This window comes from Niallia sp. FSL W8-1348 (genome assembly GCF_038006745.1).
GTDB lineage: Bacteria > Bacillota > Bacilli > Bacillales > Cytobacillaceae > Niallia > Niallia alba.
Genome location: NZ_JBBOVV010000001.1, coordinates 1,662,001 through 1,687,406, shown reverse-complemented (window position 1 = coordinate 1,687,406; position 25,406 = coordinate 1,662,001). Strand labels below are relative to the sequence as shown.

The 25,406-nt window shown below is 35.1% G+C and carries 26 protein-coding genes and 3 pseudogenes; 14 read left to right on the top strand and 15 right to left on the bottom strand.

The window, feature by feature from the left end:
- Positions 1-38: 38 nt before the first annotated feature.
- Positions 39-1,250 carry an ATP-grasp domain-containing protein gene (locus NST60_RS07955; protein WP_224427707.1) on the bottom strand — a complete coding sequence of 404 codons (1,212 nt, stop codon included), beginning with the start codon at positions 1,248-1,250 and terminating at the stop codon, positions 39-41.
- A 1-nt stretch (position 1,251) separates the two neighbouring features.
- On the opposite strand from NST60_RS07955, the pseudogene NST60_RS07950 reads away from it, so the two are divergent.
- Both NST60_RS07950 and NST60_RS07945 read left to right on the top strand, forming a co-directional pair.
- A pseudogene (locus NST60_RS07950) lies at positions 1,252-1,698 on the top strand (Tn3 family transposase); the annotation flags it as partial.
- A gap of 386 nt (positions 1,699-2,084) precedes the next feature.
- Positions 2,085-2,504, top strand: a complete 420-nt coding sequence (locus tag NST60_RS07945) for a replication/maintenance protein RepL (protein ID WP_061786475.1) — start codon at positions 2,085-2,087, stop codon at positions 2,502-2,504.
- 130 nt (positions 2,505-2,634) lie between these two features.
- Here the strand turns inward: NST60_RS07945 and NST60_RS07940 are convergent, their stop codons facing one another.
- The 7 genes from NST60_RS07940 to NST60_RS07910 all read right to left on the bottom strand — a co-directional run bounded on the left by NST60_RS07940 (position 2,635) and on the right by NST60_RS07910 (position 8,758).
- On the bottom strand, positions 2,635-3,411 hold the full coding sequence (locus tag NST60_RS07940; RefSeq protein WP_169187810.1) for an SDR family NAD(P)-dependent oxidoreductase: 777 nt from the start codon (positions 3,409-3,411) through the stop codon (positions 2,635-2,637).
- 169 nt (positions 3,412-3,580) lie between these two features.
- Complete coding sequence (locus NST60_RS07935) at positions 3,581-4,174, bottom strand: uridine kinase family protein (RefSeq protein WP_169187811.1); 594 nt, start codon at positions 4,172-4,174, stop codon at positions 3,581-3,583.
- A gap of 1,055 nt (positions 4,175-5,229) precedes the next feature.
- A complete protein-coding gene (gene tnpC, locus NST60_RS07930; RefSeq protein ID WP_169189603.1) occupies positions 5,230-6,825 on the bottom strand; it encodes an IS66 family transposase in 1,596 nt (531 codons plus the stop codon).
- 90 nt (positions 6,826-6,915) lie between these two features.
- A complete protein-coding gene (gene tnpB / locus NST60_RS07925) occupies positions 6,916-7,269 on the bottom strand; it encodes an IS66 family insertion sequence element accessory protein TnpB (RefSeq protein WP_139367959.1) in 354 nt (117 codons plus the stop codon).
- On the bottom strand, positions 7,266-7,460 hold the full coding sequence (locus tag NST60_RS07920) for a hypothetical protein (protein WP_025908917.1): 195 nt from the start codon (positions 7,458-7,460) through the stop codon (positions 7,266-7,268). The genes tnpB and NST60_RS07920 overlap by 4 nt, the downstream gene beginning before the upstream one ends.
- A gap of 160 nt (positions 7,461-7,620) precedes the next feature.
- Positions 7,621-8,082, bottom strand: a complete 462-nt coding sequence (locus NST60_RS07915; RefSeq protein WP_169187812.1) for a GNAT family N-acetyltransferase — start codon at positions 8,080-8,082, stop codon at positions 7,621-7,623.
- Between the two features lie 109 nt (positions 8,083-8,191).
- Positions 8,192-8,758 carry a GNAT family N-acetyltransferase gene (locus tag NST60_RS07910; protein WP_061786471.1) on the bottom strand — a complete coding sequence of 189 codons (567 nt, stop codon included), beginning with the start codon at positions 8,756-8,758 and terminating at the stop codon, positions 8,192-8,194.
- Between the two features lie 152 nt (positions 8,759-8,910).
- Here NST60_RS07910 and NST60_RS07905 point away from each other — a divergent pair, with 152 nt between their 5' ends.
- A complete protein-coding gene (locus NST60_RS07905; RefSeq protein WP_061786470.1) occupies positions 8,911-9,336 on the top strand; it encodes an HIT family protein in 426 nt (141 codons plus the stop codon).
- Between the two features lie 138 nt (positions 9,337-9,474).
- Here the strand turns inward: NST60_RS07905 and NST60_RS07900 are convergent, their stop codons facing one another.
- The 3 genes from NST60_RS07900 to NST60_RS07890 form a co-directional block, all read right to left on the bottom strand.
- Positions 9,475-11,052: an IS1182 family transposase gene (locus NST60_RS07900; RefSeq protein WP_224427701.1), complete on the bottom strand. Its 1,578-nt coding sequence runs from the start codon at positions 11,050-11,052 to the stop codon at positions 9,475-9,477.
- 167 nt (positions 11,053-11,219) lie between these two features.
- Positions 11,220-12,191 (bottom strand): HD domain-containing protein, encoded by a 972-nt coding sequence (locus NST60_RS07895; protein ID WP_025911953.1) that lies wholly within the window; start codon positions 12,189-12,191, stop codon positions 11,220-11,222.
- 39 nt (positions 12,192-12,230) lie between these two features.
- Positions 12,231-12,551, bottom strand: a complete 321-nt coding sequence (locus NST60_RS07890) for a MazG nucleotide pyrophosphohydrolase domain-containing protein (RefSeq protein ID WP_025911952.1) — start codon at positions 12,549-12,551, stop codon at positions 12,231-12,233.
- Between the two features lie 99 nt (positions 12,552-12,650).
- On the opposite strand from NST60_RS07890, the gene NST60_RS07885 reads away from it, so the two are divergent.
- The 3 genes from NST60_RS07885 to NST60_RS07875 all read left to right on the top strand — a co-directional run bounded on the left by NST60_RS07885 (position 12,651) and on the right by NST60_RS07875 (position 15,348).
- Entirely contained in the window at positions 12,651-13,232 is a 582-nt protein-coding gene (locus tag NST60_RS07885; RefSeq protein ID WP_025911950.1) for an LOG family protein, read from the top strand.
- 298 nt (positions 13,233-13,530) lie between these two features.
- The gene (locus tag NST60_RS07880) at positions 13,531-14,646 is read left to right on the top strand and encodes an IS4 family transposase (RefSeq protein WP_100525938.1); all 1,116 of its coding nucleotides are present in this window, start codon (positions 13,531-13,533) and stop codon (positions 14,644-14,646) included.
- A gap of 192 nt (positions 14,647-14,838) precedes the next feature.
- Positions 14,839-15,348: a GNAT family N-acetyltransferase gene (locus tag NST60_RS07875; protein WP_169187814.1), complete on the top strand. Its 510-nt coding sequence runs from the start codon at positions 14,839-14,841 to the stop codon at positions 15,346-15,348.
- A 139-nt stretch (positions 15,349-15,487) separates the two neighbouring features.
- Here NST60_RS07875 and NST60_RS07870 read toward each other — a convergent pair.
- The 4 genes and pseudogenes from NST60_RS07870 to NST60_RS07855 form a co-directional block, all read right to left on the bottom strand.
- Positions 15,488-16,836, bottom strand: a protein-coding gene (locus NST60_RS07870; protein ID WP_095259293.1) for an IS3 family transposase whose coding sequence is annotated in 2 segments (ribosomal slippage) — positions 15,488-16,380 and positions 16,380-16,836 — 1,350 coding nt in all. Because the reading frame shifts where the segments join, the coding sequence is not laid out codon by codon here.
- Positions 16,837-16,925: 89 nt separating this feature from the next.
- Positions 16,926-17,561, bottom strand: a complete 636-nt coding sequence (locus NST60_RS07865; RefSeq protein WP_066235756.1) for a LysE family translocator — start codon at positions 17,559-17,561, stop codon at positions 16,926-16,928.
- Positions 17,558-18,142 (bottom strand): annotated as a pseudogene (locus NST60_RS07860) (YqcI/YcgG family protein); the annotation flags it as partial. The pseudogene NST60_RS07860 and the gene NST60_RS07865, both read right to left, overlap by 4 nt.
- The gene (locus NST60_RS07855) at positions 18,126-18,500 is read right to left on the bottom strand and encodes a DinB family protein (RefSeq protein WP_341098580.1); all 375 of its coding nucleotides are present in this window, start codon (positions 18,498-18,500) and stop codon (positions 18,126-18,128) included. The pseudogene NST60_RS07860 and the gene NST60_RS07855, both read right to left, overlap by 17 nt.
- Before the next feature lie 336 nt (positions 18,501-18,836).
- Here NST60_RS07855 and NST60_RS07850 point away from each other — a divergent pair, with 336 nt between their 5' ends.
- The 8 genes and pseudogenes from NST60_RS07850 to NST60_RS07815 all read left to right on the top strand — a co-directional run bounded on the left by NST60_RS07850 (position 18,837) and on the right by NST60_RS07815 (position 25,357).
- Positions 18,837-19,391, top strand: a complete 555-nt coding sequence (locus tag NST60_RS07850; RefSeq protein ID WP_108072856.1) for a recombinase family protein — start codon at positions 18,837-18,839, stop codon at positions 19,389-19,391.
- Positions 19,392-19,420: 29 nt separating this feature from the next.
- Entirely contained in the window at positions 19,421-22,378 is a 2,958-nt protein-coding gene (locus tag NST60_RS07845; RefSeq protein ID WP_169187816.1) for a Tn3 family transposase, read from the top strand.
- A gap of 183 nt (positions 22,379-22,561) precedes the next feature.
- Positions 22,562-22,882 (top strand): ArsR/SmtB family transcription factor, encoded by a 321-nt coding sequence (locus tag NST60_RS07840; RefSeq protein WP_016202199.1) that lies wholly within the window; start codon positions 22,562-22,564, stop codon positions 22,880-22,882.
- Positions 22,883-22,885: 3 nt separating this feature from the next.
- Positions 22,886-23,278 carry an SRPBCC family protein gene (locus NST60_RS07835; RefSeq protein WP_205835567.1) on the top strand — a complete coding sequence of 131 codons (393 nt, stop codon included), beginning with the start codon at positions 22,886-22,888 and terminating at the stop codon, positions 23,276-23,278.
- Positions 23,279-23,324: 46 nt separating this feature from the next.
- Positions 23,325-23,696, top strand: a complete 372-nt coding sequence (locus NST60_RS07830) for an iron chaperone (protein ID WP_169187817.1) — start codon at positions 23,325-23,327, stop codon at positions 23,694-23,696.
- A gap of 65 nt (positions 23,697-23,761) precedes the next feature.
- Positions 23,762-23,983: pseudogene (locus NST60_RS07825) on the top strand (FAD-dependent oxidoreductase); the annotation flags it as partial.
- Between the two features lie 212 nt (positions 23,984-24,195).
- Entirely contained in the window at positions 24,196-24,675 is a 480-nt protein-coding gene (locus NST60_RS07820; protein WP_169187819.1) for a hypothetical protein, read from the top strand.
- 190 nt (positions 24,676-24,865) lie between these two features.
- Positions 24,866-25,357 carry a hypothetical protein gene (locus NST60_RS07815; RefSeq protein WP_169187820.1) on the top strand — a complete coding sequence of 164 codons (492 nt, stop codon included), beginning with the start codon at positions 24,866-24,868 and terminating at the stop codon, positions 25,355-25,357.
- Positions 25,358-25,406 lie beyond the last annotated feature (49 nt).

Genomic DNA, 25,406 nt, shown 5'->3' with positions numbered 1-25,406 from the left:
AACTTTAGCATCCTTCTTATTTAGTTTAGATATAAGTATTAGACTTTAAACAAGGGGAATTTTGTTAGATCAGTAGAGGTAGTATAGTCTTTTGACCAAATGGTATGCTCTTCAAACCACTTATAGGCCTCATTCATATTTTTTCTAAGTTCAACCTCATCTTTTCCCACTAAAATCATACTTGCTATTTTATCACCGCTAAAATCTCCGCCTGTATAAGAATCCCCTATTTGTCCATGTATTTGATAGTCTTTGATATAATCAAAAGGTATATTAGTAGGGATTTTAACCAACTTCCCCCATTTAGGAGGGCAAAGAATCCATCCGCCTAAATTATTTAATTTTGGTTTCACATTTTCTTCAAGTCCACATTGTAACCTTAAAACAGAGCGATTTAAATTAATGCTACAACATTCTTCAAGCATTTTATTTACTCTTCCTAAACCAGTTCTACTTGTAATTTCACAAACTAATAACTTTCCGTTATTCTCCTCAAAAACCTCTAAATGAAAAGTGAAAATATCTGGTGAAGGCATAGCCTTTAGTACCTTTTTGGTATAATCAATCAATTTATTGAAAGTTGGATTTTTTGGTTCAAGCATGTAACTAGAAGTGAAGCCATCATTTAACCAACAGCGATTCAGGGACAAATAAGCAGATGGCCAAACAAACATTAATTCACCGTCTTTTACTAGACCGTCAATATGATATAATTTTGCTTCAATATAATTTTCCACCATCATATTTTTTTCGAAATCATTTTCTAAAAATTTTTGTAAATCAGATTCACTTCTAATTAAAACTATCCCCATTGAACTAACTAGATTTCTAGGCTTAACAATTACCGGATATTTGTATTCCTCAATAAACTCAATTAAGTCAATGGGAGACTTTAATTCCCTATATTCTGGGATAGCAATATTATGATAATCAAGATGCTTTTTCATAAGTAATTTATCACGATAAGTAGTTGCACTTAATAAGCCCTGCCCTGGAATATTAAGATATTCCCTTAAATGTGCTAATCGTATGAGGTCAAATTCATCTAACCCTAGAATTCTTTGAAATGGTTCCTCATAGTGATAATCTAATGCAAGCTTATGAATATTTCCATTTGTATTATAGTTTTTAAACGATTCAATATTTTTGTATTGGGTGCTATTAAAAGAACTTGCTACCGCTTCATCTGAAAATAAGATAATATCTTTATGAATCTCTGGTAACCATTGATCATATGGCGTTTCGTCAATCATAAAAGGCATACTTCGGGGCAAGATTAACACAAACGTTATTAAAGAGAATTTTGATGATGTCTTAAGGCTGGCACATTCAATTCGAGAAGGAAGAGTTTCTGGGTCATTAATCATGGGGAAATTAGGTTCATATGCAAGACAAAATAAAATAGCTACAGCTCTTCGAGAGATTGGGAGAATTGAAAAAACAATCTTTATTCTTGACTATATTACGAATGAAACATTAAGAAGAAGGATACATCGTGGACTAAATAAAGGAGAAGCCATGAATGGATTGGCTAGAGCTTTATTTTTTGGTAAACGTGGTGAATTCAGAGAACGTGGGATACAAGATCAACTACAAAGAGCTAGTGCATTAAATATATTAATTAATGCAATAAGCGTATGGAATACTGTGTATTTAAGTGAAGTGACAAAGGAATTTAAGAAAAATAATGTCCTAAAAGGGGTCCTACCAACGAAAAGCGCAAAACATACGCTAAGAAATTTCAACAAAATAAAACCCAATGATTCCTACGCTAAGTAATCATCGGCTTTTATTTTACAAATGTCCTTTAAACGTTATGGGGGAATCCTATTTATATTCTCAGATACATTGATTTAAGTTGATTACCAAGATGAATGAATTACAAGTGGAAACTTGATAATAAGGGAAGCATCAGGAAAACTGCAGTTTTCTGATGCTTCCCTTATTATCTTTCAATTTAATGGGATATGTTCTGTACTCAAGTTCATCATTTGGGACTAGGAATATGTATAAATCTAAAACAATTAAACAAAAATTTACTATATTTACAATGTCGTTATGCTAAAATTGTAAAAAAGAGCCATATGAACGGAGAAATAACGGAAGAAACGACAAGTGTTTCTTTTAACTACGGAAAAGAACCAGACTACATAAAAGTATATCTCGACAATATTGTTGTGTTAGCAGAAATACAAGGATGGATAAGTAAAGTATTATACGAGCTTATAAAGGGCGTAACTTATGCAAATAAAGGCCAATTTATCATTATTAACTCAGGATATAAACGAATTGTAGCTGAGAATTTAGGGATTAAACAACAATCAGTAACTAATGCAGTTAATCAGTTAACCAAAAAGAATATTCTAATAAAAAAAGAAACAGGCGTTTTCTTATTAAATCCTCAATTCTTTGGAAGAGGTGAATGGAAAGATATATCTAAAATTAGATACGAAGTAGAACTAAGTGCAGACGGAAAAGTTATGAGATTAAAAGACACAAATTGAAAAAATCATTAAAACATCGTGTTCATTCTTTTGAACACGATGTTTTCTACAACTGCACATATATGTTCACTTTGAGTTAACATAAAACCATTTATAGGTAGTGATAAAATCAATTGATAACTCTACAAAGTTATTCAATTTTAAACCCGATTCCACCATCTACAATAATGTTTTGACCCGTAACAAAAGATGCATCGTCAGAAAGAAGCCATTTTACAGCTTTTGCTGCTTCAAATGGATCACCAATTCTACCTAATGCATTTAACTTCTGATAGGATTCATTTAGCTTTACTTTTTCCTCTGGAGATAGAATAGAGAATTTTTCTTCTAGCATAGATGTACGAAATGCACCAGGACAAAGGGAGTTAATTCTTATATTTTGATGACCATATTCTTGAGCAACTGATTTCGTCAAAGCTATAACCCCACTTTTTCCTGCAGCATACACACCAGTTCCTGCAGAACATAAGAGTGCATCCATAGAAGATGTATTAACGATGACGCCACTATTTTGTTTTGTCATTACTTGTAACTGATATTTCATACAAAGCCATACACTTTTTAACGTAACATTAATTAAATGGTCAAAATCTTCTTCCCTGAACTGATGTGTAGCATTAGAAGAAGCCTCTGTGTTGGCCGCATTATTAAAAGCAATATCTATGCTCCCAAATGTGGAATATGTTTGGCTAACAAGCTGTTTGACATCCTGACTATTAGTTACATCCGTTTTAATAAAGATCGATTTGGGAGACCACTTTTTTAACCTGGAAAGGGCCTCTTCTCCTTTTTCAATACTTCTAGAGGCAATAACAACATGCATACCCTCTTTTGCCAATAATTCTGCTGTAGCTAAACCAATCCCCGATGTCCCACCTGTAATGATACCTACCTTTTCTTCAAACATATATTTCTCCCCTTTTAAGTTCAATGAAATCTGAATAGATTAATTCTATCAAATTTTGGAATGTTTTTTAGAGAAATACTGTTTGTATATCTGTATACGATATACAAAGTTAGTTAACATAATGTGCCTTATCGGCACTCAAACAGTAAACAAGAGGATAACTATCAAGTTATCCTCTATCCTTTCCAGTTCCAGGTATAATAAAGTCTGATCTTTTATTGGGTTCATGTTCTTTTACATAGATATCTTCAGAAATCATCCAATTATTTTCCCATATGTTCCTAGAAGCATCTCCATCTCTTTGAATTCCCCTAGCTAGCCTTATTTCCCTCGAACAATCAACCCAAACAGTAAAATCATATTTATTTTTTAATTCTCTACGAGTTGAATATACGCCTTCAATGATGACAATTCCGCCGATAGGCACTACATGCCATTCTGCTAAATCATCCTTTTCCCAATCATATCGCTGATATCGTCCTTCTATTTCTTGACTAATTGGCTTTAGCACATCATTTAATAAACGTTCCCAATCAAAGTCTGCACCAATAGGCTTTTTGGTTGGATGAGTATTTATAATTTGGTTAGAAGGAAGATAAAAATCATCCATATGAACAATGGTCACATTAGCAAACTCTTCTTTTAACTTTTCAGCTAATGTACTTTTTCCAGAACCCCCACAGCCATCAATTCCTAATAAAAGTGTAGATTGTTTTTTAGAAATTCTATGTATAGAATCGACTAATTGTTGAAAAAGGTTCATTTTAATCACCGCCTTGTACTAATTACAATGATATAATTCTGTTCATTTCAAAAAAAACCTTTATAGTTTTAAATATGTATACTTTATACATATTTAGTTAACATAATCCGCATTCTAGGCAGTCTTATATAATTCACACTCTCTCCCTTTGGCTTAAAAACAAGTGTATAATTGGAATATATTATCATAAGAGAGGTGTTTTTATGAAGAATAGACCAATTTCATCCGTATTCATCACAACAGTTCTAATTGGACTTTCACTTTTAATTAGTGATTTTTTTAATAGTAAGAGGGCCTCATATTTAGAAGGGCTTTTCTCCGTTAGTTCAGTACTTTTTATTATGGGTTTAGGAGCCGTATTATATATTTTATTAGTACCGAGCTATGCTTTAATTGAAAATAAATTCAGATCCTCAAAATTCTTTTTAAAGCTCTTACTTTATATACTCATTGCTATAATACTTTCTCCAATTATTACATTGATTGTAGAACACAAACTATATTTAGATACACATATTACATCAATTTTAATCAGTTCCTTTATTGTATTTTCACTTCTAACTTATAAAAAACAAGTGAATTCTTAATGTATACAGTATGCAAAGCTAGTTTACATAAAGTCTCTTAAAGGAACCAAGCAAGCAAAAGAACCCTTGCGGCAGTAGGGTTCAGCTAAGGATTCTTTTGCTTGAGTATGCAGCTTTTTATACACCGTTGATATGACGATGATCTTCAGGTGTGTGGTTGAAGAAAGAATGTATAAAAAGCGCTCCTTTTATACATATGCAAAAACAAGAAAAATATATATTTATTGGTAAAATATGATATAATTTAGTCGTTGTAGCATTCATTCTTCAACGAGCATAAAAAGCAACCTCGCTTGCCAATTGTCGAGGTTGCTTTTTATTTTGCTTACCTTTTGACCAGACCCATTATAACCTAATACTATATTTTAAATATGTACAGTAAGCCCGAAATAAAAAACAGCGTACCTTCATGGTACGCATGATAAATAGCCGTATTTTTATGATTTTTTATCAAAAATACGGCCTCATCTATCTTCTATTACATGTTGCTTGAATCATTTTAGACCAAGGCATGTATTGATCTAGAATTTCAGGATTTTGATGGATGCCGATATTCGGTAGATCCGTCAAAAGTTTCTTTATATATTCATAGAAATCAATGCCATTACTTTTTGCAGTTTCTGCGATACTCAAACAGATGGCATTCGCTTTTGCACCGGCTTCACTAACACTAAAGAGCCAATTTTTTCGACCAATGACATTGGGGCGGATGGCGTTTTCGGCTGGATTATTATCAATCTCAATGCGGCCATCGTTCAAGAATGCTCTAAGCCCATTTGCTCGATTCAACGTATATTCAGCTGCCTTTGCGAGGGCATTTTTTCCGTAGAATGGTGATGTTTCAATCCAGTTAAGAAATTTGTCAACGATTGGCTTCGAGTATTTTTGGCGTTTTTTTCTGCGCTTGCTCGGAGACAAATGTTTAAATTTCCTTTCTAGTCGATATAATTCATCACAATACTTCACACCAACTTGGCCATTCTTACTGTCGGCTTTCAACCAATAACGACGAACATGTGCCCAACAATTTGCGAAGGTAATTCCGCCAATCTTATCATAGGCAGAGTAACCATCACAAATAATTGTACCGGAATACCCCTCCGTGAAACTTTCAAGGACGGACCGAGCCCGTGATAAAGAGCTTTGAAATAGAATAATCAAGGGACCTTGGCTTGGCACACTTCGATATACCCAGTTATAGGCATTGGATTGACCAGATTTCCCATCAGAACGATGAATAATTTGGGAATACGTTTCGTCGACATGTAGAACAGACTTAAACATCATCAACTCTTTCATTCGTTCATAAATAGGTAGTAGCCAATCATGTGCTGCATGTATGACCCAATTAGAAAGATTTTTATCATTCGTATCTAGACCATAACGTGACCATTCCTTGACCTGGCGGTAAAGGGGTAAGTATTGCGCAAATTTATCATAGATGACTTTCGCAAGCACGCTAGGGCTTGCGATGCTACGTTGAATCGGTGGCTGTGGTGCTTTTCCACGCTTAATTTGTGCGGATTGTGATGCATCACTTTTGCAGTTCCTACATTCGTAGGCATGTTCAATATGCTGTACTTTCATCATTTTTGCGGGAATAAATGTAGCTTCTTCACGGACAACCGTTCCGCCGATTTCAACCATTTGATGTTGACAACAGTCACAGATGGTATTGTCTGGATGATGATGGATCGCTTCTATTTCTACATCATCTCGCAATGAATCATTTCTCTTTTTCTTCTGGATGTTTCGAACAACAGTATAAGAAATCGTCTGTTGGCTTTGTTCTTCTGTGTGCTCAGAATCAGTAAAAGACGGGTCATCCTCAAATAAGGACACTTGCCCGTCGGGCGTATTGTATTTGGATTTTTCTGTTTTAGAGCCATATAAGAGTTTTGTTAAATGTTGAAGTTGTTGCGTCAACGATTCAATCTGTTTCAATGATTGATCCAACTTTTTCGATAACTTTTTATTTTGTTGATTCGAATGAGCTAATTGTTCTTCAAGCAGTCGAATTAATTTCTCATCTTTACTTTTGTTATTAGAAGAAGCGTTCGACACAACATTCACTACTTTCCGTTCAGTTTCGTTCCTCCTATTATAATCAGTTTGAATAGTGAAATAAAGATAAAAGTACCAACTTGAACGATTTTAGAACGCGCCTTTTAGTGATGGTTGAATGGCTTTTGGTTGCTGAATGGATAACCCTTCAAGTAACCATCGGAGCTCCTGTTGTGAAAGATTACGTACTTCATTTTCATCTTTTGGCCATTGAAGTTTTCCACTATCTAAACGCTTATAAAGCATGGCGAAGCCATCGCCATCAAAATACAGACATTTGTAGCGATCTTTACTCCATCCTGAAAATAAGAAAATGGAATCGCCATATGGATCAAGTTCGAAAGAATCTTGAATCAGTGTGGCAAGCCCGTCTATGCCTTTTCGCATATCGGTCTTTCCGCAAATGATGTAGATATTTTTCACACTTGTATAATCGTATTTCACAGATGTTTCAACTCCCTCATAACGGTTTGGATAACGTGCTCACCTACGCCGCCATAGAAGGATATTTCCGCGTTTGCCGTTTTGATCGTGCAAATGCTTATTGAAGGATCTTTTGAAGAAGTGGATGATAAAGAATGTTTAGTATCTGGGTGTAGTGTGACGGGGACAATCGTTAATTTTTGTTGTGGCATAAGACATGCACCTCCTTTGATTCATACATGTATCGTACCAGAAGGTGCTGCGTGTTTATATGCGTTGTTTGAATGGGGGCTTACTATGTACATGTATATATTTTACTTTTATCAACTATTAAAAGCAGCTATGATCAACCGCACATGTAAGAAAAAGACCTTAAAGTTTAAGGTCTTTTCCATTTTTAATAATTCGTTTACCTAATGGCTTTGAAAAGCCTGTACTTTTGTCTTTATAGCCCATATTAAGGTAGAACTTATGGGCTATCTTTCTCTCTTCTCTATTTCCACTATTCAACATAATATAAGTTGCTTCTTGTCCTATCGCCCATTTTTCTGCCTCGTTCATTAATTTCTGGCCAATTCCTTTACGTCTATGGTCTACAATAAAAGCGACAATTCTTACATAGGAGCTATCATACTCATAAAACAAGTTATGACATAGTCCCACCATTCCAACTACCTTGTTATTCAGTTCAGCTACTAATGTATAATAATTAGGTTGAGACTGGATTTTACTAAATCTACCCTCTAGCTTTTCTAAAGAAGTCGGATAGCCAAGCTGATCCATTAAATGCACCAATTGAGGTATGTCTCCTGTCTGAAACTCCCTTACTCTCATTATTTTCTCCTTTAACCTTTTAGTCTTTGTCCGTAGTAAATTCTATAATCTTAATTAGAATCCTCTGGGACTGATAGAATATACAAGGTTAGTTACTATAAGTCATGTTCTAGGAATAAAAATCTTCTTTTAAAATCGCAAAAATTTTTGTATCACGAAATTTACCTTTAATAAATTCATTTTTTCTTAAAATGCCTTCAAATTTCATTCCTACCTTCAACATAACATTTTCTGAACCAATATTGTCAATATCACATCCACCTTCAATTCTGTTCAGACTAATGCATTCAAAGCCAAATTTAATTAATTCGCTAAGAGCTTCAGTTGCAAATCCATATCCCCAGTAATTCTTGTTTAAGACATAACCAACTTCTGCCTTACTATGTTGATTAGACCAATCTACAAAAGCACATGTGCCAATAACCTTGTTACTTCCTTTATGGACAATTGCCCAATCTGCAGATTGTCCCCTCTTATATCCCTCAATAACTACATTTACAAAGTTATTCAACGTTTCTTCTTTGTTTCTATTAGCTTCCCAAGTCATATGATGAGCTACTTCTATATCAGAAGAGAATTCAAATATATCGTCAACATCATCTAATGTTATCTTTCTTAATAAAAGACTTTGGGTTTCTAGTAATGGAATTTCACTCAAAAACTTTTCTATAACCATAATTAATCCCCTTTATCAATCAAAATCTCTTATCAACTATTTCTTTTTTCCTTCTAGATTTCCCTGTTTGTTCTACGTTTTATAAAGGATTTCATAGTAAAAAAAAGAACTGTAAAGAGGATCTTAATTTTTACATATAGGGAGATAAGCAAATGACGAAAAAGAATGAATGCTTAGGCTGTAAGATTGCTAAAGGATTGGTCCCTCCTGGACATATTATTTATGAGAACGAACATATTTGTTGTACGTTAGATATCGCTCCTTTTAATGAAGGGCATTTATTAATATTACCAAAGCAACACTTTCACGATATTGATGAGATAGATATAGATACACAAATAGAGATAAATAAAGCTACAGTAAATATGATAAAGCTAATTAAAAAAGTGTTTAAGCCACACGGCGTTACTACCTGTGCAAATGGTGGAAGGTTTAATGAATTGGGCCATTACCACCTTCATATCATTCCTAGATACAAAGGCGACGGTTTTACTTGGAGTGAACCAATTGATAATAAAAGTGCTGAAAACTACCTAGAAAAGACTAAGGATTTGCTAATTAATAATCTTTCAAACTAGTCATCCCTAGTTACCACAATTACAATTATCGGCATTTAAAAAGAGGCTGGGACATAACTAGCCAAAAATAATGAAAAAGGGTTCTCATCATCGCATTTTGATGATGAGAACCCTTTTTTGTTGATCTGTTTGATTGGTCTATGCACATTTTACGCTGGAGGCGATGTACTTTCGTACATTCACCGCCATGAACGCAAACCCTAATTCGTTTTTCACGTTCTCTTTGCCTCTTACGGACATTCGAGTGAAACGCAAATTAGCCTTCAGATATCCAAAAACTGGTTCTACGTCAATCTTACGTTTTCCGTAGATTTTACCCGTTTTTTCTTCTGAAAGCAGCTGTTGAATGCTTTTCTTTTGTTGTTCCCACTTTTCGTTATAATGGATTCTTCGGTTCTTTCCTTCCTTCGCCTTCGTACATTGTGAACGAAAAGGACAACCTGAACAGTCTTCACATTCGTACACATTGAATAACCTTGTAAATCCGTAACGGTCTGTGCGATGCGATTTGTAACGAAACGTCAACTTATTCCCGTTGGGACAAGTAAAGGAATCATCTTCTTCATGATAATCCCAATTCGCTGTCTGAAATGGGTCATTCTTAACGCGTTTTTTCTTCTCTTTTCGATACATACTATATGTGATAAGAGGCGTACGCTTTCTGTTCTGCACATCGAGGTAATTCTCTTCACTTCCATATCCCGCATCTGCGACAATATAGTTTGGGAGTTCGAAGTAGTGATGTTCAATTGCGTCAAGAAACGGACAAAGTGTTCGTGTGTCCGTTGGATTTGAAAAGACATCGTAAGCAAGTGTATATTGATCTTCTGTCGCAATTTGCACATTATACCCCGCCTTCAGTTGGCCATTCTTCATGTAGTCATCCTTCATACGCATAAACGTGGCATCATGATCTGTTTTTGAATAACTATTCCGTTCGTTAAAAATCTCCATGTCTTTTTCATACTTTAACTTACGTTTCACAAAGTCTTGAAATTGCTTATACGCTTTCTTCGGTTCTTTTCTGCTTGATCGCAGTTGTTTTCGTTCATCGGCATCTTCACTTGCTTCAATTTCTTTTGTCAACTCTTCAACCTTTTCTTCTAATTTTTTAGTGATTAGAGATAATTCTTCAACAGAAAGTTCGTCCGAACTTTCTCGTTCGATCTGTGGAATAATTTCTCTTTCTACTAGTTCGTCATACAGCTGGGTTGATTTCTCCAAGAGGCTCGCACTATACTTTTCGATTGATTTGCGCCAGACAAATGTGAACTTATTGGCATTTGCTTCAATCTTCGTTCCATCAATGAAGATTGCTTCATTATCAATCTCGTTCTCTTGAATAAGTTGACATCGAAACTGGACAAAGCACTCACGAAGAAGCACTTGAACTTCTGGGTGAACACGAAATCGATTGATTGTCCGATAGCTCGGTTCGTAACCTTGAGCTAGCCACATCATACGTATACTATCTTTGAGAAGCGCTTCAATTTTTCTTCCTGAAAAAACTGACTGTGTGTAGGCACATAAAATGATTTTCATCATCATGCGTGGATGGTAAGCAGGACACCCCGTTTTCTGTAAGAAGCCGGCAAAGGCTTCATCTGGAATATGTTCAACGAGATGATGAACGGCGAAGGCAATATCATTTTCTTGTAATTTTATTTCTAAATCTAAAGGCAAAACCACTTGATTCATGTTATAATTTTTAAACATAAGGACCCTTCTTTCCGATAAGATTTTGTGTGGTAACTTTATTTTATCAGAAGTGGTCCTTATTTTAATGTAAAAATAAACAAAGCCGGTGACATTTTACTCGTCGTAAAATGTCACCGGCTTTTTCGGTTCAGAGGAGGGTTTTGTCCCAGCCTCTTTTCTTTTTACTAAGTATTAAGAACTCTAAGGAATGTTCCTTTTAAGGACTTTTCTAGAGCATACTGATTTAATTCTCTTACTTTGGTGGAGAGCTCTGTTGCTTTCTTCATTCGGGCGTTCCCTACCAGCACAAAGGGATCGATAATCCGAACCTTTTTCTTTTGGTGTATGTCGTAATTTCTCTCATCATTTATTACCTTTTTACTTATATCTTTCATTTTTTTTAGCACTTCAGGGTCTTTACTGTCAATTAACTTCTTCCAAACTGTTTCATCATCTGATAATAAGTCATCAAAATGAATAATCTGCTTGGCTATTGCGATCTTTAATATATCCGTTAGTATGGCATATCCATATACATTTAATGGGTGAAGAAAGAAGTCAACTACCTCAGTATAGTAAGCTTTAACAAACCATTCTGCTGCCTCAATTGTTTTTAAACAAATTTTACCGTCAACCACTCTTAATTCATCTACAAATTTACAAGCATCGTCTAAAGAAATCATATTATAGGTAGATAAATCACGAAGCGTGTAATCGATGCGATCTGCACACAGCGAAGGAAGAGGTTGTTCTAATAAGGACCATTTCTCAATAGGCAATATAGATAAGATATTAAATCCATGCTTTTGTAAAACAGAAGGTATTTCTGACGATTGAATTACTTTTTCAAATATTTGGTCGTGAAAGTCCTGTTCTGGATTATCTAAAACGAAATCTATAACATGAGAAAAAGCTGTATGGGAAATATCATGCAGCAAGCCAGCTATTTGTTCTTCTATAGAACCACCTAATTTTTTAATCAATAGCATGACACCTACAGAATGTTCAAATCGTGTTACATTCCACTTTGGATTTACTAAATAACTTGCGCCGCCTTGGTGAATCTTTTTCAGCCTCTGAAGGGGCTGAGTATGTATTAATTCTGCTAGGACTGGTTCTAAGTGAAAAGATCCATAAATGAAATCATGAATTTTCATAAAACGACTTCACTTTCCCTTCTTTTATCATATCTATATTTATCTAGTAGAATAACGTTCTGCAAGCTTCTCTTTATGTGATCTGAATATTTCTTCTAATGAAATATCATATTTGTTAGCAATAACAATCAAGTTACCTAACACGTCTCCTAGTTCTTCCGTTAATTCTTTCTTATTTTCTTCTAAAGTTCCAACTACTTCGTCTGGTCGATCTCTTCCAATTTCTAAAGCCCTAATAGCTCGTGCTACTTCACCTGTTTCTTCAGCCAGAAAACCAATTCGAATAAAGATATCTAAATCTGACCAACCTCTCATTTTGTAGTAGTCCTTTACCCACTGTTGAAATTCTGTTACGTTCATTGAATGGTTCCACCTTCCTTTTTTAACTTCAACTAAGTTTACCAAATCATCCATTATTATGTATAATCAATAACGGTGACTACATAGGAGGGGATCTTTATGAAAAGAATAGCTGTATTTTGTGGATCAAGTAATGGAGCATCTGACCTTTATATTCAAGGTGCAAGGGATCTAGGAAAAGAACTTGCTAAACGTAATATTTCGCTTGTATATGGTGGAGCAAGTGTTGGAGTAATGGGTGCTGTGGCTGATGCTGTGTTAGAAGCTGGCGGACATGTCATTGGTGTCATGCCTACTTTCCTTGAAGAAAGAGAAATTTCTCATAAAAACCTGTCAGAGCTTATCGTTGTTGAATCTATGCACGACAGAAAAGCCAAGATGGCCGAACTTGTAGATGGATTCATTACATTACCAGGTGGTCCAGGTACATTAGAAGAATTCTTTGAGATTTTCACATGGGCTCAGTTAGGGCTACATCAGAAGCCTTGCGGATTGTTGAATATTAATGATTATTACACACCACTTATTTCTTTATTTAATCACATGACAGAAGAGCAATTTCTACAGGAAAAATATCGTTCTATGGCTCTTGTAGATACAAAACCACAAGGTTTATTAGATCAATTCAATACATATCAACCTCCTTCAGTGAAAACATATATCACAAAAGCTCAAAGCTAATAAAAGAACAGGATTAGTTACTATCTAATCCTGTTCTTTTGTTTATTTGCAATGTAACTTAATATAATCACTGTTATAGGAAATCATTTAAAGAATCAATAAGATAACTAGAATTATCTATTATCTCGACACAGTAAATGCTTGCAAGTACAATTATAACACTAGTGTTGCGTTAATTTAATTTAACTATTAAAAATACTTGAAATGTTCAATTTTATCATTTTATGCAAAGAAAAAGTCCTTTATAATGGATAAGTTAGGTGGTAACCCGTCCAAATCCACTAAAAAGGACTATCGCATGGACAAGATTACACGAAAAACTTCATTTGGACAATGGTTTTCACCAATAAATCTTCAATTATTTGAAGAAAACGTGAAAACGTTGAAATTAGATTTCTATACGAAAAAACTAACGACAGAGTCATTTCTAAAATTATTACTTTTTGCGCAGCTAGAAGAAGTCGAAAGTCTGCATGCGCTGAGCGATTGTCTTTTCGATGATCAACTGCAAAAGGGCATTGATCTTGATTCTATCAGTATTTCCCAACTCTCACGCCGTTTAAATGGCATGAATCCAGACTTATTCCAAAAGCTTTTCCTTGATTTAGTTTCACAAATTCATGCCAAAACGCACAACACGAAACTTGTGATGCCATTAAAAATCATTGATTCAAGCACATTGCCTCTCAATTTGACTAATCATAAATGGGCAAAATTCCGCAAAACAAAAGCGGGTGTTAAATTGCACTTACGCCTTGTGTTTATGGAAAAAGGTATATCCTATCCCGAAAAGGCCATTATGACAACGGCCAAAGAACATGACCGCGGTCAGCTTGAAGTAATGGTTGATGACAAGGAATGTATGTATGTGTTTGACCGTGGTTACTTAGACTACGAACGCTTTGATCGGATGACAGATGACGGCTACTTTTTCCTTTCTAGGCTGCGAAAAAACGCAGTCATACGGGAGGTTTACGATTTTAAACTACCCGAGAATACATCTGTTTTGTCGGATCAAATGGTGTTGATTGGTACGACGCAAAACCGTGCCGAAAATTACTTTCGTCTTCTAAAAGTGATTGATTCAAAAGGAAATGAGCTTCATTTAATCACAAATCGTTTTGATTTAAGTGCTGAAGAAATCTCAAAGATGTATAAATCACGCTGGGCGATTGAGTTATTTTTCAAATGGATTAAACAACATCTCCATATCAAAAAGTTTTACGGCCAAAGCGAATGGGCAATTCAGAATCAAGTGTTTATCGCACTTATTGTTTTTTGCCTGCATGTTCTCGCACAAATCGAGACAAAAAGTAAACGAAAAACCCTACAAATTAGCCGATATTTACGGGCAGCTTTGTGGAAACCAGCACATATTTGGCTTCGAAAGATTGAAGGAAAAACCATTCCTTAATAAACAAATTGTCGTCGTCTCTTAAGTCTAATTGTAAAAAATTTCCAAATGGATGGATCCACCTTTAGTTGGGTATTTACTTTTTTGGCTCTTAACAGGGGACATATTTAAACTGAATATTCTAACAACATTTATGCAACACTAGTGCAATTATAAATATTAATTGTATTTTTCTGTAAGGGGAGAAGAAGCATGAAAAAATTATATAGCGTGGATAAAGCATCAATCTCAGATATCAACCAGATTATTAAATTAAGGGTAGCTTTGCTTAAAGAGGTAAATGAAATTCAAACAGAGGAAGAAGAAAATCAGATCATACATGCTACCAAAAACTATTTAAAAACTGAAATCTCCAATCATAATTTTGTTTCTTACATAGCAAAAAATGATAAGGAAGTTGTAAGTGTAAATGGAGTATCCTTTTTTAAAAGACCTCCGTATTTAGAGAATTTACAAGGTGTAGAAGCTTATATACTTAACATGTATACCTTACCCACTTATAGAAAACAAGGATTGGCTAAACAATTACTTGAGAAATGCATTGAAGAATGTAAGAACAGAGATGTAAAAAGAATTTGGTTACATGCTTCTAAAGATGGTGAACCCTTATACAAAAGTATGGGCTTTAGTTTTAAGGGTAGGGGTAGGGGTAGTACCAGCGTAGCTGACACCACCCGCAAAGTATATGGTTATTATTGGTAAATAATAAGGGGAGAAATTGGGGTCTATGTAGCAATGTAACCAAATCCCGTAATAAACATTTGCTGATATTATAAACTTTAATGGATACAGAAGAAAACCACCCAGAAGTGATCTGAACCCAAAAAGTTAGACACGGGATTTAGGCAGCTACTAGGGCATGAGTTCGATATTGCACCGGACTCATGCCTTTTAATTTTGTCTTAATCCGTTTGTGGTTATAGTAGTGAATGTAATTCTCTAATTCTTCTTTAAAATGCTCCATACTCTCAAATTCTTTTAAATAGAGTAATTCAGACTTTAATAAGCCAAAGAAATTCTCCATGACTGCGTTATCTAAACAATTCCCCTTACGTGACATACTTTGAGTAATCTCATGTTTCTTTAAAGCATGTTGGTACTTCTTCATTTGATAATGCCAACCTTGATCCGAATGGAGGATAGGGGTGTCACCCTCTTTCAAATGCTCAAAAGCTTTGTCCAGCATTTTCGAAACAAGTAGATAAACAGGACGCTTTTCTATGTTATAAGCGATGATTTCTCCGTTGAATAAATCTAGAACGGGGGACAAATATAGCTTCTCCCCGTGTAGATGGAATTCTGTTACATCCGTTACCCACTTTTCGTTTGGTTTCGATGCTTTAAAATCACGTTCCAAAATATTTGGGGCTATTTTCCCTACTTGCCCACGGTAGGAACGATATTTTTTCATACGCACAAGACACTTTAATCCCATCTCATTCATAAGACGGCGGACTGTTTTATGATTTATTTTGATGCCTCGGTTATGTAATTCTAATGTGATCCGACGATATCCATATCGTCCCTGATGTTCATCAAAAATCTCCTGAATTAACTCTTTAACTTCCTTATATTTATCTGGGCGATCCATTTGTTTTACCCAATAGTAATACGTACTACGCGCAATACCAGCGACCTTTACTAGATCAATCACTTTAAATTCTTGCCTTAATTCATAAATTATTTGCGCTTTGTCCTGTTCTGTAGTTTTTCCTTTTCTTGAATTAAGGCATGTAACTTTTTTAAGTAAGCATTCTCCATCCGTAAACGTTCATTTTCAGCTCGTAATGCCTCTTCAGACCCTTCTACTGGTTGAGGTTTATTTGTTTCCTTTTTCATTGGTGGGCGCCCCTTTTGTGTTGGTTTCAGGGCGTCAATTCCATGTAATTCAAAACCTTTTTGCCATTTTAGAATGGTACTATGTGTTGCAATGTTAAATATTGCAGCAGTTTCCCTTATAGACGTCCCTGTCTCTCTCATATAATTCAGTACGTCTAGTTTAAACTGTGTTGTATAAGATGTATAGGGTTTTATTAAAGCATCGGCACCATGATATTCATATTGTTTTATCCAATTTAATAAGACTGTATGATGTACCCCTATGGATTTCGCAATAAATTTTACCCCCTCCGTTCCCTGTAGATAACGAATAACTGCTTCTATTTTTTCCTCTATATTAAATTTAGACATATAAAAACTGCACCTCCAACTGTTAGTTTGTGTCTAACAATTGGGGTGCAGTTCAGAAAAATCAGGTGGTTTCTAATTTTAATAAGTACCTAATTCATAATAAGTAGTAAACTTTTAATTGCCCTATAGCCAAAGCTTACACCAAACCCTATTAAAACTAGGCCAGCAATAACTGATAACCATTTTAAAAATCGCTGATTAGCAAATTTCCGTCCAAAGTTAACTGATGTTGCAACAGTTAAATCCCAAGCAGCAATTCCAACAAAAATAGCACTGCTATAAAGTAAAGCTTGTCCTGTACCTATGGTATTTAAAGTTGTTGTAAGAACTGAGCCATAAATACCAATCCAAAAAATAATATTTAACGGATTGGATATAGCGATCAAAAATCCCGATATAAATGATTTCGATTTAGTCTCTTTTTCAACTTCATCGGAAATAGTCACTTCCTTAAAAGCATCCCTTATGCTTTCATATCCTAAGTATACTAATATTAGAAATCCAAAAATCCACATAATCAATTGAGCCATTGGCGTGGTCAAATAAGTAGATACACCAAAATATATTAAAAGCATTAAAACAATGTCAGCTGACATCCCACCTAAGCCAACGGCCCATGAATGCCAGAATCCGTTCTTTATTCCTCTCTTTATCATTTCTATATTAATCGGTCCGACTGGTATAGAAAGTGAAAGGCCTAAAACAATATAACTTAAAACATTCATAATTTAACCGTTCTCCCTGTAATTGGACATCTTACTACGCTTTCTTCATTTGTTTCAGGTAGTAAGTATTGTCTCCATTCTCTGTTTGTTGGGTCTCCATAATCCCCAATATCAGGATGTGAATCTATCATATCATAATTTTTTAATCGCTCACGAATGATTTTCCTTACTTGTTGCCCTTTTTTCGTATCTGCTGTAATGTCGTCTAGTGTGCCACGAGGCTGCATCGTTATTTCAAGACCATGAGAAGTAAATCTACTTTTCCTATCCGAATAAAAAGGTGCCCGGCAAACTAAGAAAATAGGTTCTCCCCCAAAACAAAACTCCCATTCTGGATGATTCGGATCCTCTGGCACATTAGGAGGCCATGGTTCTGGATCGTTTTCATTTAAGAATTTAACGACATTCCAAAATCGTTTTTTGTATTCCTCTGCTTGAAGTTCATTTTCTGAAGGTTTAAAAAAGATAACCAATGTTGTTCTTTTACCAATCGATCGATAGGTTTTTATGTATTCATAAACTCCATCTCTTATTTTTAATAATTCATACTGATCATAAGCTGATTCAGCAAATATATAACGAATACAAATCTTCTAGTTCTGATTTTGCTAGTATTTTTTCAAGTTCACGATGAACAGAAAAGTATTCTTGTTTTGTTTCCTTCCAATTTTGAAAGGTCTCAGTTGGTAATCGATATGCAGCGTCATTATTTTCTGCCTTTGGTTCATTTGCTGTTTCACCTAGAAAGCGTAACAGAATTCTCTTTTCATAGAAAAGTAAATGACAAACTAATTCCCAAATGGAATGTGCCCCTTCAACTGGTTTCCAAATTGCCTGTTCCAAAGTAATATTCTCTAGTACTTTTTCAAGTGGTGGAAACCAGTCTTCTTTATCTAAGCAGCTTGCCCATTGTTGTAACAAAAGTGTCCTTACATCCATTTTCTATTCCCTCCAATCTTATCCCTTTTAATAGATAATCCCTTTGGTCAATATTCATTTGCGGCATGTTGTTCTGGCATAACTTACAATTTCGAGATGAACCATCTGATTACCTCCCTTACCCAATTGCTGAGCAACGTTAAAAAAGCACACATTTTATTATTTGTTCCAAAACTCATCAATTTCTGAACGCAGGGAAATTTAAATAGTTTTATAGCTTTCTATCTACTATATGTGTTCATAAACTCTGTAAAGAAATCTATGTTCAGATATTACCCCTAACATTAAGTTATGTTACGATAAAACAGAGAAATTTAAAAATAAGGGGAGAAATTAATGAAGGTAGGATATGCTCGTGTTTCAACAGGCATTCAAAATCTTGATTTACAATTGGATGCTCTTAAAGAACATGGTTGCGAAGAAATATTTACAGATAAAATTAGTGGCGCCAAAGATAAAAGACAAGGATTGGAAGAAGCCCTTCGATTTGTACGCTCTGGTGATACGATAGTAGTTTGGCGCTTAGATCGATTAGGGAGAAATATGCAGCATTTAATTAAAATTGTGAATGACCTTAATGACCGAGGTATTAGTTTCCACAGCTTGCAGGAAAACATTACGATGGACAAGGCTAGTGCAACAGGGCAGCTTATGTTTCATCTATTTGCGGCCTTTGCTGAGTTCGAACGTAATCTTATTCAAGAACGTTCAGCAGCTGGTCGTGCTGCTGCAAGAGCCAGAGGGCGTTTAGGAGGAAGACCGGAGAAGTTAGATAAAAAGGAATTAGAAATGTTGAAGACATTGGTAGCAAATGGGACACCCGTTACTGATATTGCTCAAATGTGGGGAGTTTCCCGAACAACTGTTTATCGATATTTAGAAAAGAAGTAAGTCTTTGCTTACGAAAGGATGGGGAGGAAATGGCATCAAGAGGGAAAGAATTACTTACAGCAGATCAAAGAGCAGAATTTGTAAAAATACCGGATGAAATGAGTAAACAAGAACTAGAAACCTATTATACTTTTTCGCAATTTGATATGGAAATTATAAAACGACACAGAAGAGATCATAATCGCTTAGGGTTTGCTGTCCAATTATGTGTATTGCGCTATCCAGGGTGGTCTCTCACAGATGTTGAACCTATACCAGACTATGTACTCCACTATATAGCAAAACAAATAAATGCTAATCCCGATTCATTTTCTTTATATGCCCAACGTGACCCAACCAAGCATGAACATATGGAAGAAATTCGACAGGTATATGGATACCAGAATTTTTCTGTAAGTACATATCGGGAGTTAGCTCAGTATCTTTTGAAACATGCACTTCAAAATGGCAATTCTATGTATCTACTTCGAACTGTTCAAGAAGAACTTAGGAATCGAAAAATAATCCTTCCTGGAATGACTACAATAGAGCGACTTGTGTGGGATACCCGTCGGAGAGCAGAGGAAAGGATTTTTAACTCTTTAACTGCTACTCTTTCACCGTGGCAAAGACACAAATTGGATAAACTTATAGATCCCTTTGCGGAAAGCAGGAAAACCCCATTGGCATGGTTGAGAGAACTTCCGGGTCAGTCATCACCGGATGCCTTTCTAAAAGTAATAGAGCGTTTAGAATATATTCGGGAGTTGAAACTTCCATTAAACATAAATGAAGTTCATCCTAATCGGTTACTACAATTATCTCGCATTGGGGCACGTTATGAACCCCATTCGTTTCGCAGATTTAAAGAAAATAAGAAATATACCATTCTTGTCGCATACCTAGTAACTCTAAGTCAGGATTTAATTGACCAAGCAATTGAAATTCATGATCGGCAAATGATGATTTTACAATCGAAAGGTCGTAAAACACAAGAGGAAATGCAAAAAGAAAATGGAAAAGCAGTTAACGAAAAAGTTGTTCATTTTGCAGATATTGGGGCTGCACTTATTCAAGCACGAGATGAAGGGCTTGATCCATTTAGGACCATTGAAAAGATAATGCCTTGGGATAAAATCGTTACTTCTGTTGAAGAAGCGAAAAAATTAGCTCGACCAATGGATTATGATTACCTTGATTTGCTAGAGAATCGATTTACTTATCTGAGAAAGTATACCTCTACTCTTTTGAAATCATTAGAATTTCATTCTACAAAAGCAGCAGAACCATTATTACGTGCATTAAAAACATTGAACGTGATGAATGAATCCGGAAAAAGAAAAGTACCAGATGGAGCTCCATTAGATTTCGTCCCAAAACGATGGCAAAAGCATGTATACGATGAGGAAGGAACAATTAATCGACATTATTATGAAATGGCTGCCCTTACGGAATTAAAAAATCATATTCGTTCAGGAGACGTATCTGTAGTCGGCAGTAGGCTTCATAAAGACTTTGAGGAGTACCTTGTTCCCAAAGATGAATGGACAACAACCAATCTTAAAGAAACTAGACTGGCAGTTCGTTCATCAGCAGAGGAATACCTTGAGGAAAGAAAGAAAGCTCTAGCTGAACGCCTTACATGGGTTTCAAATAACCTTGATAGTCTTGAAGGAATAAATATAGAAAAAGCAAAACTTAGAGTGGATCGTTTGGAAAAGAATACCCCAGAAGATGCACGAACTTTCAGTTTATCCTTATATAATATGCTTCCGAGAATTAAGCTTACTGATCTTTTAATGGAGGTAGCGCACTGGACAGGTTTTGACGAAATGTTAATACATGCTTCCACTAATCGCCCTCCAAATGGAGAAGAAAAGGTCATTTTGATGGCTGCGCTTATGGCAATGGGAACGAATATTGGATTGACTAAAATGGCAGATGCTACACCTGGAGTTACTTATCATCAGATGGCCAATGCCGCACAATGGAGATTATATGATGATGCTATAAATCGAGCACAGGCAACTTTGGTAAATTTTCAACACAAACTTGCTCTAGCTTCTTATTGGGGAGATGGCACCACATCTTCATCCGACGGAATGCGAGTACAGGTTGGTGTTTCATCGTTGCATGCCGAAGCAAATCCCCACTACGGCACAGGAAAAGGGGCAACCATTTATAGGTTTACAAGTGATCAATTTTCCTCGTTTTATACGAAAGTCATTAATACCAATGCAAGAGATGCTGTCCATGTCATCGATGGGTTGCTTCATCATGAAACAGAATTAAATATTGAAGAGCATTTCACAGACACGGCCGGCTATACAGATTCTGTATTCGGATTAAGTCATTTGTTAGGTTTTCGTTTTGCGCCAAGGCTTCGTGACTTAGCTGATTCCAAACTATACACAATTCAAAAGCCAAGTGATTTTCCTGACCTAGAAAAATTACTTCGTGGACGGATTAACACAAAGATTATTCAGGAAAACTTTGATGACGTGCTCCGTTTAGCCCATTCGATTCGAGAAGGAAAAGTGTCTGGTTCGCTTATTATGGGGAAATTGGGATCATATGCAAGGCAAAACAAGTTAGCTGCTGCATTACGAGAAATGGGAAGAATCGAAAAAACTATTTTTATTTTAGATTACATATCTAATGAAGCTCTACGTAGGCGTATTCAACGAGGATTGAATAAAGGAGAAGCTATGAATGGCTTGGCAAGATCATTATTCTTTGGAAAACGAGGGGAGTTACGGGAACGAGGACTGCAAGATCAACTTCAACGTGCAAGCGCTTTAAATATTATAATTAACGCTATTAGTGTATGGAACACCGTATATCTTACCGAAGCAACAAAATTGTTGAAGGAAAAAGGGGATTTTCAAGAAGATCTACTAAAACATATTTCGCCATTAGGATGGGAACATATCAATTTTCTTGGGGAATACACCTTTGATATGAAGAAAATAGCAAGCTTACATTCGCTGCGCCCTCTTATTCAATAAATAATAAGCCGAATTTTCTTAGCGTAGGAAAACTCGGCTTTATTTATGTCGAAATTTGCTTAGCGTATGTTTTGCGCTTTTTGTTGGTAGGACCCCAATAATAAAAAAATTGACTAGACACTATTTAGTGTCATATAATTAGGACACCAAATAGTGTCTGATATATATAAGGGGGGGAGGATTTTGAATAATACTTACCAAAAGCATGATGTTTTTGTAGCTATTGCAGATCCTACAAGACGTAAATTAATACGTTTGTTGGCAGGTGCTGAAGAGTTACCTCTTCACGAATTAACTCCTCATTTTCAAATGGGTCGCACTGCTGTATCGAAACATTTGACTATCCTTAAAGAAGCAGATTTAGTTACTAACCGTAAAATTGGTAGAGAAACAAAGTACCGACTAAATCCAGCTCCCTTACAGGAAGTGAAAGATTGGTTATCTTTTTATGAAAAGTTTTGGAATGAAAGAGCGCTATTATTAAAGAATTTATTGGAGGAATAGATAATGGCAGATTTATTATTAGATTTTCAATTTAAGAGTCCAATCAATAAGGTATGGGACGCTTTAACAAATTCCGATACACTTGCACAATGGGTCATGGTAAATAATTTTAAACCAATTGTAGGATATAAGTGTCAGTTTCGAAATGTGGAAATAGACTTAATTGTGGATAGTGAAGTATTGGTAGTAGACAAGCCTTATAAGCTATCTTACACATGGGTAGGTGGGCCGATAGACACTATCGTCACATGGACATTGAAAGAAGAGAATGGAACTACCTACTTACATCTTGAGCAAACTGGATTTGAAACAGAAGATGTTCAGGCATTTAATGGTGCGAAGTATGGTTGGGCATTTAAGATTGAAGAGCTTAAAAAAGTGTTAGAGGAAATGTAAGACCAAACTTTTGAACGATATAATTTTAATTTTAGGAGGGAATAACATGGAAGTTTTTGCTGAATTTTTAGCGGGGATTGATGATCCTTTCCACAGAGAAAGAACGGAAGAAGTACTTACTTGGATAATAGATAAATATCCAAATTTAAAGACAGAAATTAAATGGAATCAACCCATGTTTACGGATCATGGCACATACATTATTGGCTTTAGCGTATCTAAAAAGCATTTAGCCGCCGCTCCGGAAAGTGTAACAATTACTCATGTAGAGGATGATATCGTAAAGGCGGGCTATGAATACACAAAGGAGATAATACGTATTCCGTGGAAAAGTCCGGTAGACTACACACTACTTGAGAAAATGATTGATTTTAATATGAAAGATAAGGCAAACTGTACAACTTTCTGGAGGAAATAGAAAAACATAGGGTAGCCCTTAGGACGTGTATGAGGGATTCTGTGAGACTTAAAGGAGATAGTGAAATGAGTTTTTTCCAAGATATGATTGCGGTATTTAAAAAGAGAGAATTAGTATTTATAGAAAGCTACAAAGAATCAGAATATGTATATACCTTTGTGTTTGAAAAAGAGAAAGATTTAACCTGGAAAGCAGGTCAGCATGGTTTGTTTAGTATTACTCATAAAAAAGTGAAAAATCCTACTAAACCATTTACAATATCATCTGCCCCAAGTGAAAATAAGATAATTAATTGAGTGTAGTATCTAGGTGGTTAATCAAGCGTCATTCAATTTGTTTTAATATCAAAATCAATCCCAATTCCTGACATTGTAAGTAGATCTGCCTTAGTTCAAATTCATACCTAAATTACGTCTCTACTAAAATGTAGGGGCGTTTTTAAATAATCCATTTTGGTAATCCCAATGGAATTCAAGGAATATTTTAAAGAACATATCGCATGATAAAACAAAAAGGATTTTTTATGTTTGGTCTATTGCTTGCAATTTTCGTGTTTAATATAGCATGTTTTAAAGTAAATAAATTACTGAATAAAAATCAAATTGCCCATATTTGGATGTTTACCGTCGCTTTTCAAACAATGTCTGAACTTTATATTAATTTGAAATATAGAGCGTATTGGTATTTTACTCCAAACGTGGATGTGTACGCGTTTCTTCCTTTAGCATTATTAGTACCTCCTGTGAATATTTTGTTTTTAAATTGGTACCCATATAACAACTCGATTAAAGAGAAAGTATTTTATTTTCTTTATTGGGAGATTTTTATTGTGGCTTATGAAGTAATAACACTTCTGCCGGAACCGTGGGGATACTTTAATTACGGGTGGTGGAATTTAGGATTATCAATATTAGTAGATCCAATACTGCTTTTTATATTGTTAAAGTATTATAAAACGTTTGTGAGAACAGCTGAATAAAAATGTGCAGAGTTATGTCTAAATCATTGTATGACAAAGGAAGAGACTATATTAAATACTTAAATCAATTGGGAAAAATATAAAAAATCAGGATGTTTACCTTACAAGCCCTGCTCTTCGGAGTGGGGTTTTTATCCGTAGGAATAGAGTTGTAAAACACAACTAATACTATGAAAAAAGAGGTGTGATTATGGATGAAATAATAAAAAATTTAGATATACATGCCAAAGGAATTTGGTGTCCTATTGCATGGACAGTAATCTTAGTCTTGGTAGTATTATTAATACCAAAACAAAAACTCAACTGGTTACAGATATATTATACTTACGGTGTAATAGGATTGCTTACTTGGATTTCGAATAGCATTTTTGGAGTGTTTTTAGATTTAGTGGATTTTGGAGATGCGTCAGTAACTGGTTTTGCAGAAATGTTAACGTATACTTTTATTCCCTCATCATTAGCAGTTCTATTTTTGAATATGTTTAGTAGAGAAAAAAAGATTATATTAACAGTAATTTTCTTAATAATATCTTTATTCATCGAGTGGACATGCCATGCTTCTGGTTTTATGGAATATAAAAAATGGAATTTACTATTTAGTGTTCCGGTATACTTTGTTATTTATTATTTTGTTCTTCCATTTCACTACCGTTTAATTAGCGAGATACGGTCAGAAGATTAATATTAGATATTCAAGACCTACAATTTTGGGATTAATATAACGGTATAAG

Excerpts from the sequence above, each read along its gene's own strand:
- NST60_RS07830 (WP_169187817.1), top strand. The coding sequence starts at position 23,325 with ATGGAAGTTTTTGCTGAATTTTTAGCGGGGATTGATGATCCTTTCCAC.
- NST60_RS07850 (WP_108072856.1), top strand. The coding sequence starts at position 18,837 with ATGAAGGTAGGATATGCTCGTGTTTCAACAGGCATTCAAAATCTTGAT.
- NST60_RS07910 (WP_061786471.1), bottom strand. The coding sequence starts at position 8,758 with ATGGTTATAGAAAAGTTTTTGAGTGAAATTCCATTACTAGAAACCCAA.
- NST60_RS07855 (WP_341098580.1), bottom strand. The coding sequence starts at position 18,500 with ATGGATGTAAGGACACTTTTGTTACAACAATGGGCAAGCTGCTTAGAT.
- NST60_RS07895 (WP_025911953.1), bottom strand. The coding sequence starts at position 12,191 with ATGAAAATTCATGATTTCATTTATGGATCTTTTCACTTAGAACCAGTC.
- NST60_RS07865 (WP_066235756.1), bottom strand. The coding sequence starts at position 17,561 with ATGAATGTTTTAAGTTATATTGTTTTAGGCCTTTCACTTTCTATACCA.
- NST60_RS07945 (WP_061786475.1), top strand. The coding sequence starts at position 2,085 with ATGAACGGAGAAATAACGGAAGAAACGACAAGTGTTTCTTTTAACTAC.
- NST60_RS07880 (WP_100525938.1), top strand. The coding sequence starts at position 13,531 with ATGGACAAGATTACACGAAAAACTTCATTTGGACAATGGTTTTCACCA.
- NST60_RS07875 (WP_169187814.1), top strand. The coding sequence starts at position 14,839 with ATGAAAAAATTATATAGCGTGGATAAAGCATCAATCTCAGATATCAAC.
- NST60_RS07820 (WP_169187819.1), top strand. The coding sequence starts at position 24,196 with ATGATAAAACAAAAAGGATTTTTTATGTTTGGTCTATTGCTTGCAATT.
- NST60_RS07940 (WP_169187810.1), bottom strand. The coding sequence starts at position 3,411 with ATGTTTGAAGAAAAGGTAGGTATCATTACAGGTGGGACATCGGGGATT.
- NST60_RS07845 (WP_169187816.1), top strand. The coding sequence starts at position 19,421 with ATGGCATCAAGAGGGAAAGAATTACTTACAGCAGATCAAAGAGCAGAA.
- NST60_RS07905 (WP_061786470.1), top strand. The coding sequence starts at position 8,911 with ATGACGAAAAAGAATGAATGCTTAGGCTGTAAGATTGCTAAAGGATTG.
- NST60_RS07890 (WP_025911952.1), bottom strand. The coding sequence starts at position 12,551 with ATGAACGTAACAGAATTTCAACAGTGGGTAAAGGACTACTACAAAATG.
- NST60_RS07835 (WP_205835567.1), top strand. The coding sequence starts at position 22,886 with ATGGCAGATTTATTATTAGATTTTCAATTTAAGAGTCCAATCAATAAG.
- NST60_RS07815 (WP_169187820.1), top strand. The coding sequence starts at position 24,866 with ATGGATGAAATAATAAAAAATTTAGATATACATGCCAAAGGAATTTGG.
- NST60_RS07920 (WP_025908917.1), bottom strand. The coding sequence starts at position 7,460 with ATGCCACAACAAAAATTAACGATTGTCCCCGTCACACTACACCCAGAT.
- NST60_RS07885 (WP_025911950.1), top strand. The coding sequence starts at position 12,651 with ATGAAAAGAATAGCTGTATTTTGTGGATCAAGTAATGGAGCATCTGAC.
- NST60_RS07935 (WP_169187811.1), bottom strand. The coding sequence starts at position 4,174 with ATGAACCTTTTTCAACAATTAGTCGATTCTATACATAGAATTTCTAAA.
- NST60_RS07915 (WP_169187812.1), bottom strand. The coding sequence starts at position 8,082 with ATGAGAGTAAGGGAGTTTCAGACAGGAGACATACCTCAATTGGTGCAT.
- NST60_RS07900 (WP_224427701.1), bottom strand. The coding sequence starts at position 11,052 with ATGTTTAAAAATTATAACATGAATCAAGTGGTTTTGCCTTTAGATTTA.